6 protein-coding genes are annotated in these 7,454 nt (G+C 71.3%); 3 read left to right on the top strand and 3 right to left on the bottom strand.

Features of this window, described 5'->3' with window-relative positions; all coding sequences use genetic code 11:
• Positions 1 to 811 (bottom strand): TetR/AcrR family transcriptional regulator (locus tag AZE13_RS08205; RefSeq protein WP_079123818.1); only part of this gene is annotated, 811 nt, incomplete at its 3' end.
• A gap of 323 nt (positions 812 to 1,134) precedes the next feature.
• The gene (locus tag AZE13_RS36735; RefSeq protein ID WP_181690284.1) at positions 1,135 to 1,383 is read right to left on the bottom strand and encodes a hypothetical protein; all 249 of its coding nucleotides are present in this window, start codon (positions 1,381 to 1,383) and stop codon (positions 1,135 to 1,137) included.
• A gap of 28 nt (positions 1,384 to 1,411) precedes the next feature.
• Here AZE13_RS36735 and AZE13_RS08200 point away from each other — a divergent pair, with 28 nt between their 5' ends.
• On the top strand, positions 1,412 to 2,737 hold the full coding sequence (locus AZE13_RS08200; RefSeq protein ID WP_066929468.1) for an NAD(P)/FAD-dependent oxidoreductase: 1,326 nt from the start codon (positions 1,412 to 1,414) through the stop codon (positions 2,735 to 2,737).
• Between the two features lie 312 nt (positions 2,738 to 3,049).
• The gene (locus AZE13_RS08195) at positions 3,050 to 4,843 is read left to right on the top strand and encodes a SpoIIE family protein phosphatase (protein ID WP_066928596.1); all 1,794 of its coding nucleotides are present in this window, start codon (positions 3,050 to 3,052) and stop codon (positions 4,841 to 4,843) included.
• Positions 4,844 to 4,971: 128 nt separating this feature from the next.
• Here AZE13_RS08195 and AZE13_RS08190 read toward each other — a convergent pair whose 3' ends face one another.
• Entirely contained in the window at positions 4,972 to 6,276 is a 1,305-nt protein-coding gene (locus AZE13_RS08190; RefSeq protein ID WP_066928594.1) for an MFS transporter, read from the bottom strand.
• A 354-nt stretch (positions 6,277 to 6,630) separates the two neighbouring features.
• Between AZE13_RS08190 and AZE13_RS08185 the strand changes: the two genes are divergently transcribed.
• On the top strand, positions 6,631 to 7,191 hold the full coding sequence (locus AZE13_RS08185; protein ID WP_066928592.1) for a MarR family winged helix-turn-helix transcriptional regulator: 561 nt from the start codon (positions 6,631 to 6,633) through the stop codon (positions 7,189 to 7,191).
• Positions 7,192 to 7,454 lie beyond the last annotated feature (263 nt).

Raw genomic sequence — 7,454 nt, 5'->3', positions numbered from 1 at the left:
CGTCGGGCAGCGCGGGCGCACCCGTGGCGATCACCAACAGCACGTCGGAGACCGTCACGTCGGCGCGCAGCTCACCGGCCGCCCTGGCCCGCTCCACCAGCCGTCCCACGACCTCCAGCAGCGCCCCGGCGCCGGGTGCCTCCTCGGCCCCGCCCGGTATCCCCTCGGCCGCCGGCCCGTCGTACCGGACCGCCGGGCGCGGATCGGCGGGTGCCCCCTCCGCGCCGGGCGCCATTCGCTGCTGCGGCACCCGTGCCTCGCCCAGGCCGTCCAGTGCCCGAGGCCCGTCCGCGGACTCAGCCGCCGACTGCCCGGCCCGGCCGGCGTCCGCACTCACCCGCAGGATGCCCGGCGGCAGCAGCCGGCCGGCACCCGAGGCGACCGACGTCCGCAGGAAGCACGAGAGCGCCGACCACGGGTCGTCCTCCTGGCCCAGCGCCGTACGCGCCTGGTCCGTCAGCCGTGCGGTCTCCTCCTCGGCTATCCGCCGGACCAGGACGTCCTTGCTCGGGAACCGGCGGTAGACCGTTCCGACGCCGACCCGGGCCCGCCGTGCCACGTCCTCCATCGGCGCGCCGTACCCCAGCTCGCCGAACACCTCGCGCGCGGCTCGCAGTACGTGCTCCAGGTTGCGCTGGGCGTCCACCCGGAGCGGAGTGCTGCGGCTGCCCGATGCCGGGTCGGCGCCGTGTCCTCCGCCCCCGTCGGTGCGGCCGTTCCCGTTCCCGTTGCCGATGGTGCCCTTGCCGTCGTCGGAGGCGTGTGCTGCCACAGCCACGGCCGTCGGCCATTGAGAGCCCTGCATATGCATATAGATCCCCCGGTAAATGACGTCTCCCCCCGGAGACTCCCCGCCCTGACAGTCGGGGCGTACCACCGAAAGGAGATGCACCCCGACGACATACGAACATAGTTGAGCCCACGTCAAGATTGAAGGGGGCCGTCCGCGGACCACACCCCCCGATCGGCCCAATGGCCTGATCCGGCCGGATCAGACGCGTTTCCGCCACCGGCCATACACCCTCTGACCAGCGCACCTGTCCCCGAACGCACGGAATTCGCCGCTCCGTCCCCAGGCCGGCGCCTGGTCATACATTTCGATGGGCCTGTGGACAAAGGCGCCCCGGCGGTGCGTCATGGAACAGTGCTGTGCTTTCCCGGGGGTGCAGCGCCCGGGGCCGGTGCCGCGCCGTCGGCCGGCCGCCGGATCGCTGCTGCCCCGGGCCTGGTCGACACCGCGAGGAGAACCTTTGTGAAGGCTGCGTCTTCGAAGTCGTCGAAGACTTCGCCACCGTCGCCACCGTCGCCGTCGAAGTCTTCACCACCGTCGCCATCGCCGTCGTCATCGTCGTCCTCGACGTCTCCGGACCATGTGGCGAGCATCCTCGTCGTCGGCGGCGGCTACGTGGGGATGAACACCGCCCTGCGGCTCCAGCAGAAGCTGAAGAAGGAGCTGCGGCAAGGCACCGCCCAGGTCATCGTGGTCGACCCCGATCCGTACATGACGTACCAGCCGTTCCTGCCCGAGGCCGCGGCCGGCTCCATCTCCCCGCGCCACGTCGTCGTACCGCTGCGCCGGGTCCTGACGCAGTGCACCGTCATCGTCGGCGAGGTCACCGCCGTTGACCACGCCGCCCGCCGGGCGACGGTCACCACCCTGGCCGCGGAGGAGACCGGCGAGGGCGCCCTTGAGGTGACCTACGACGAGATCGTCGTGGCCCCGGGCTCGGTCTCGCGCACCCTGCCCGTACCCGGTCTGGCCGACGCCGGCATCGGCTTCAAGACCGTCGAAGAGGCCATCGCACTGCGCAACCACGTCCTCGGACAGCTCGACATCGCCTCCTCCACCCGTAACCCGGAAGTCCGCGACGCCGCGCTGACCTTCGTCTTCGTCGGCGGCGGCTACGCGGGCGTGGAAGCGCTGGCCGAACTGGAGGACATGGCCCGCTACGCCGTGCGCTACTACCACAACATCACGCCCGAGGACATGAAGTGGATCCTCGTCGAGGCCACCGACCGGATCCTGCCCGAAGTGGGCCCCGAGATGGGGCGCTACGCCATCCGGGAGCTGCGCGGCCGCAATATCGACGTACGCCTGGAGACCCGGCTGGAGTCCTGCGAGAACCGCATCGCGGTGCTGAGCGACGGCTCCCGCTTCCCCACCAGAACCCTGGTGTGGACCGCCGGCGTCAAACCCCACCCCGTCCTGGCCGCCACCAAACTGCCGCTGAACGGCCGCGGCCGCCTCAAGTGCACCGCCACGCTCCAGGTGGACGGCGTCGAACACGCCTGGTCGGCGGGCGACGCGGCGGCCGTACCCGATCTGACGGCCGAGCCGCCCGCCACACCCGATGAGCCCCGGGCGACCTGCGCGCCCAATGCCCAGCACGCCCTGCGCCAGGCCAGAGTGCTCGCCGAGAACGTCGCGGCGGCGGTACGCGGTGGCCCGATCGTGGACTACGCGTACAAATACGCCGGTTCGGTGGCCTCCCTCGGCCTGCACAAGGGCGTCGCCCACGTCTACGGGCGCAAGCTGCGGGGCTACCCGGCCTGGCTGATGCACCGCGTGTACCACCTGGGCCGGCTGCCGACCTTCAACCGCAAGGCCCGGGTGCTGGCCGAGTGGACCCTCGCGGGCCTGTTCAAACGCGAGATCGTCTCACTGGGCTCACTGGAGAACCCGCGCGCCGAGTTCGAACTCGCCGCGGACACCGGCCGGCACTACGAGTCGACCTGACGCGCCGCGCTCACCAGGAGAGTTGACGTGCCGTCGGCCCGGCAGCGGCCGGATGGAGCGGACCGCGGGACCCCGCACCGGCCACCGGCCGACTGACGGATGTCCGTCCGGTCGGCCACACTGGACGTGTGACCATGGGTGGGCTCGTGTCTGCAAAGAGTGACAATCACGAGGATTCTGGACGTTTGCTGCATTCCGCAAAAGGGTGCCAACAGTGCCCCCAGCCGACCCTCCTCCGGCCCACGGCCGGGAGGTCCCGCCATGCCGACGGCCCGATCCCGCGCGACGACGCGAAGTAAGAGGTACCCCTCCGTGATCTTCACGCGCTGGAGCGCCAAGTTCCCCGGCACACAGCGGCGCGCCGCCGCACGGCCCGACCGCGCCGCCCCCGGCACGCCGGCCACCCCGCCCGACGAGCCCCCGGCAGCCGCCGCGGCCGATGACGCGCCGACCGCCCCGACGGACACCACCACCGGCTCCGTCCCCGCCGCCCGCGCCGAGCACACCGAAGCGGCCCCCTCCCAGGACCCCGTCCCCGTGGCCCTGCCGCCCACCGTCGACGCCCTCTCCGTCCACGACATCCTCGGCACCATCCCCGCCCTCGTGGCTGTCCTCTACGGTCCCGAGCACCGCCTCGCCTACGTCAACGGCGCCTACGCCGCGGTCTTCGGCCCCCGCCCGGCCGGCCGCACCGCCCGCGAAGCCCTCCCCGAACTCGACGCCCTCGGCCTGCTCCCCCTGATGGACCAGGTCCTGCGCAGCGGCAAGCCCCGCACCGTCAAGTCCCGCAAGGTTCCCGGCGGCGCGGGCGGCGACCGCTCCCGCGACGGCTACTACACGTTCACCTGCACCCCCATCGAGGTCGCCGCCAGAGGACCGGCGCCCGACCCCGAAGTCGCCTGCGTCGCGCCGCACCGGGGCGTCCTGGTCTTCGGCGCCGACGTCACCGACCAGATCGAGTCCGCCGAACGGCTGCGCGCCAGCGAGGCCCGCCAGCGCGAGGCCGCGGTCACCCTCCAGCGCTCCCTGCTGCCCCAGGAACTGGAGCAGCCCGACGACCTCCGCGTCGCCGCCACGTACCAGCCCGGCGGCACGGACGCCGCGGTCGGCGGCGACTGGTACGACGTCATCACCCTCGGCGCCGGCCGTACCGCCCTGGTCATCGGCGACGTCATGGGCCGCGGAGTACGCGCCGCCGCCGTCATGGGCCAGCTGCGCACCGCCGTCCGCGCCTACGCCCGCCTCGACCTCCCGCCCCACGAGGTCCTCCAGCTGCTGGACGGCCTGGCCGCCGAGATCGACGCCAACCAGATCGCCACCTGCGTCTACGCCGTCCACGACCCCAACGAGGGCCGCCTGGTCTACGCCTCGGCCGGCCATCTGCCCATCCTCGTACGCGACCCGGACGGCACCGTCCACCGCGCCGAGGAACCCACCGGACCACCCCTGGGGACCGGCGGCTGGCTGCACACCTCGGGCTCCGTCCCGCTGGGCCCCGGCAGCAGCGCCGTCCTCTACACCGACGGCCTCGTCGAGCGCCGTGACAAGGACATCGACCACGGTGTCGAGGCCCTGGAACGCTCCTTCGCCGGTGCGGCCGGTGCCCCCGAGATCGTCTGCGACCGCCTGCTGCGTTCCCTGGGCATCACGGCCACGCACGACGACGACGTCGCCATCCTCGTCCTCCAGCACCCCGAGCGCACCGGCCACGACGCCGAGCTCTTCCACAACGCCGCCCTCGAACTCCACGGCGGCATCGAAGCGGCCCCGCGCGCCCGCGCCTTCGCCTCCGGCGTCCTCGCCTCCTGGCGCTTCTCACCCGAGCTGCACGACCTCGGTGTGCTGGCCGCCAGCGAACTGGTCGCCAACTCCCTGCAACACGGCCATCCGCCCATGCGCCTCCGCCTGCGCCGCACCGACCGCCGCCTGATCATCGAGGTCACCGACGGCGACGAGCACCTCCCACGGCGCCGCCGCGCCGAACCGGCCGACGAGGCCGGCCGCGGGATCTCCATCGTCGCCACCATCGCCTCCTCCTGGGGCTCCCGCCGGACCCCGGGCGGCGGCAAGGCGGTGTGGTGCGAATTCGCGCTGCCGCGCGGATAGCCGGGGATAGCCGGGGACGGGGCGGCCGGAACAGCCGAGCGGCCGGGACGATGGCCACCGCCACCGTCCCGGCCGCTGCCAGGGCTGAACGTTCCTGCGGACGTCCGGGACGTCCCGGACGCGCCGGCTCAGACCGAGCAGGCCACGGTCTCCGCCGCTGCCTCCGCCGAAGCCCGTGCCGCCGGCACCGGCGGGGCCTCCCGGTGCGGATTGTCCTGCGCGGGCCGCAGCATCCGACCCAGCCGGAGCGACAGCACGCTGATCCCCACGGCGCACACCACCAGCAGCCCGATGTACGCCACGTACATCCCATGGCCGACCATCAAGGCCCCCACCGCCGGCCCCACCGCCAGCGCCAGCTGCTTGACCAGCGCGAACGCCGAGTTGTACTGACCGATCAGCGAGGCCGGCGCCAGATCCGCCACCAACGGGGCCACCGTCGGGGACAGCATGGACTCACCGATCCCGAACAACGCGTACGTCGAGATCAGCAGCGTCGTTGCCACCGCCTGGGCACCGTGCACCAGCCCGGACAGCCCGGCCGCCAGCCACGCCACCGTCCATATGAGCCCGACCAGCGCCATCACCCGGCTGCGGCGCCGCCGCTCCACCAGCCTGAGCACCACGAACTGCGCCACCACGATCGCCGCCGTATTGGCCGCCAGCGCCATGCCCAGGTGCGACGGCGGTATCCGCGTCACCTCGGTCGCGTACGCCGCCAGCCCCGACTCGAACTGCCCGTAGCAGGCGAAGAACAGCACGAAGCCCAGCACGCACAGCCACACCATGCGACGGTCCGCGAACAGCGTCCGCCAGGCGCCGACGGCGGGCTCCTCGCCCGGCACGCGGTCCTCGACCTTCGGCACCCGCGGCAGCCGTACGGTCGCCACCGCCACACCGAGCACCAGGAACATCGCGGCCTCGATGGCGAACAGCCGTACAAAGCTCGACGCGTCCGACGCGTCGACCAGCTGCCCGCCGACCAGACCGCCGACGCCCAGGCCCAGGTTGTTCAGGAAGAACTGGGTGGCGAAGGCCCGCGACCGGGTCGCGGTCGTCGAGCACCACACGATCATCGTCGCCAGCGCCGGCTGAATCACCGCTATACCGGCACCGAGCGCCGCGGCGGCCGCGATGACCAGCGGCGCACTGGCGGAAAGCCCGATCCCGAGCGAACCGACCGCAGCCAGGACCGAACCGACGACGGCCACCGGCAGGGGACCGCGCCGGTCGATGGCCCGACCGGTCAGCGGCAGCACGGCCAGCGCGGACACGGCGAGCATCGCCAGCACGACACCGGCCGTACTCGCACCGAGGTCCCGTACCTTCGCCACATAGACGTACAGATACGGAACCGTGAAGCCGTTACCGAACGCACTCAGCGCGTTCCCGAGCTGGATCCGGCGCAGCGCGGCGCCCATCGCGGTGGTCACACTCACCTACCTAGGTCAGGTCGTCAGCCGGTCAAGAACGAGCAGGCCGGATGACGAGAACGAAGAAAACAAAGAAGAGGACGAACAGAGGACGAACAAAGGGGCAAACAAGAAGCACAAGCAACAAGAAGCACAAGCACGAGGGCGAGCAAGGACGGCGAACCGACGCGCTGCCCATGCGGCAGAGCCATGCGGCAGAGCCGGACGACAGGGCGAGGCCATGCGGCGGACGCGTGCGACGGACGGCGCCAGCCGGACAGTCTCACCCTCAAGACTTCAACTCTAAACTTCGAAGCTAAAGAGTACACGCAGAAGAACTTCAACGCCAATCAGTTTCATGTCATACTGCGCCGCATGCCTGAGCCCTCCGATGCGGCCACCGCGTCCGCCGAGCCGAGCCTCGAGGAACAGATCGCGGCGTACCAGCGCGAGTTCCAGGACCTCGACCCCCAGGTGGAGCAGGTCGTCTCCGCACTTCAGCGCCTCAACCGCCGGATGAACGTCGCCTACGGGCGGCAGACCGCCACCCTCGGGCTGAGCAACGCCGAATGGGAGGTCCTCAAGGCCCTGGTCGTCTCCGGAGCCCCCTACCAAATGGGCCCTGGCGAACTCGCCAAGCGCCTCGGCCTCACCCCGGCCGCCATGACCCACCGCATCGACCGCATGGCGAGCGAGGGCCTGGTCACCCGCGAGCGCGACGAGACCAACCGCGTCCGCGTCATCGTCGAGCTCACCCACGAGGGCCGCGAGAAGTGGCTGGAGGCGATGCGTATGGCATCGGTCTTCGAGGAGGATCTCCTCCAGGACCTCTCCGACGACGAGCGTCATCTCCTCGGTCAGGTGCTGTCCCGTCTGCTGCGGCGCGTCGAGGAGACCCAGCCGGACGCCGGCGGGCGCCTGAGCGACCTTGACTGACGCACATGGCCTTGGAAGAGGCCTTGACTGACGGGAGTTGACACGCCCCCGCCCGGTCTGTAGTGTCCTCCGAGTTGCCACAGCGCCGGAACGGTTCTGCGGCAGCCATCCGCCGCATCGCGGCACACCACTACTGCACGGCCCCTCATCGGGAAGAATTTCGGCGTGCCGGAATTCGGATCGAGGCTCGATTATGAGCCGCCGAGGAATTCCGCTAAAGTAGTGGCTCCGACAAGAAATCGGACCCGAATTCGAACCGGAAA

The organism is Streptomyces sp. NBRC 110611 (assembly GCF_001590865.1).
GTDB lineage: Bacteria > Actinomycetota > Actinomycetes > Streptomycetales > Streptomycetaceae > Streptomyces.
The sequence above is the reverse complement of the archived record's forward strand: the minus strand, read 5'-3'. Positions and strand labels throughout refer to the sequence as shown.

Bases quoted from the DNA above. Each gene is read 5' to 3' on its own strand.
- AZE13_RS36735 (WP_181690284.1), bottom strand. From the start codon at position 1,383: ATGCTCGCCACATGGTCCGGAGACGTCGAGGACGACGATGACGACGGC.
- AZE13_RS08200 (WP_066929468.1), top strand. From the start codon at position 1,412: ATGAACACCGCCCTGCGGCTCCAGCAGAAGCTGAAGAAGGAGCTGCGG.
- AZE13_RS08185 (WP_066928592.1), top strand. From the start codon at position 6,631: ATGCCTGAGCCCTCCGATGCGGCCACCGCGTCCGCCGAGCCGAGCCTC.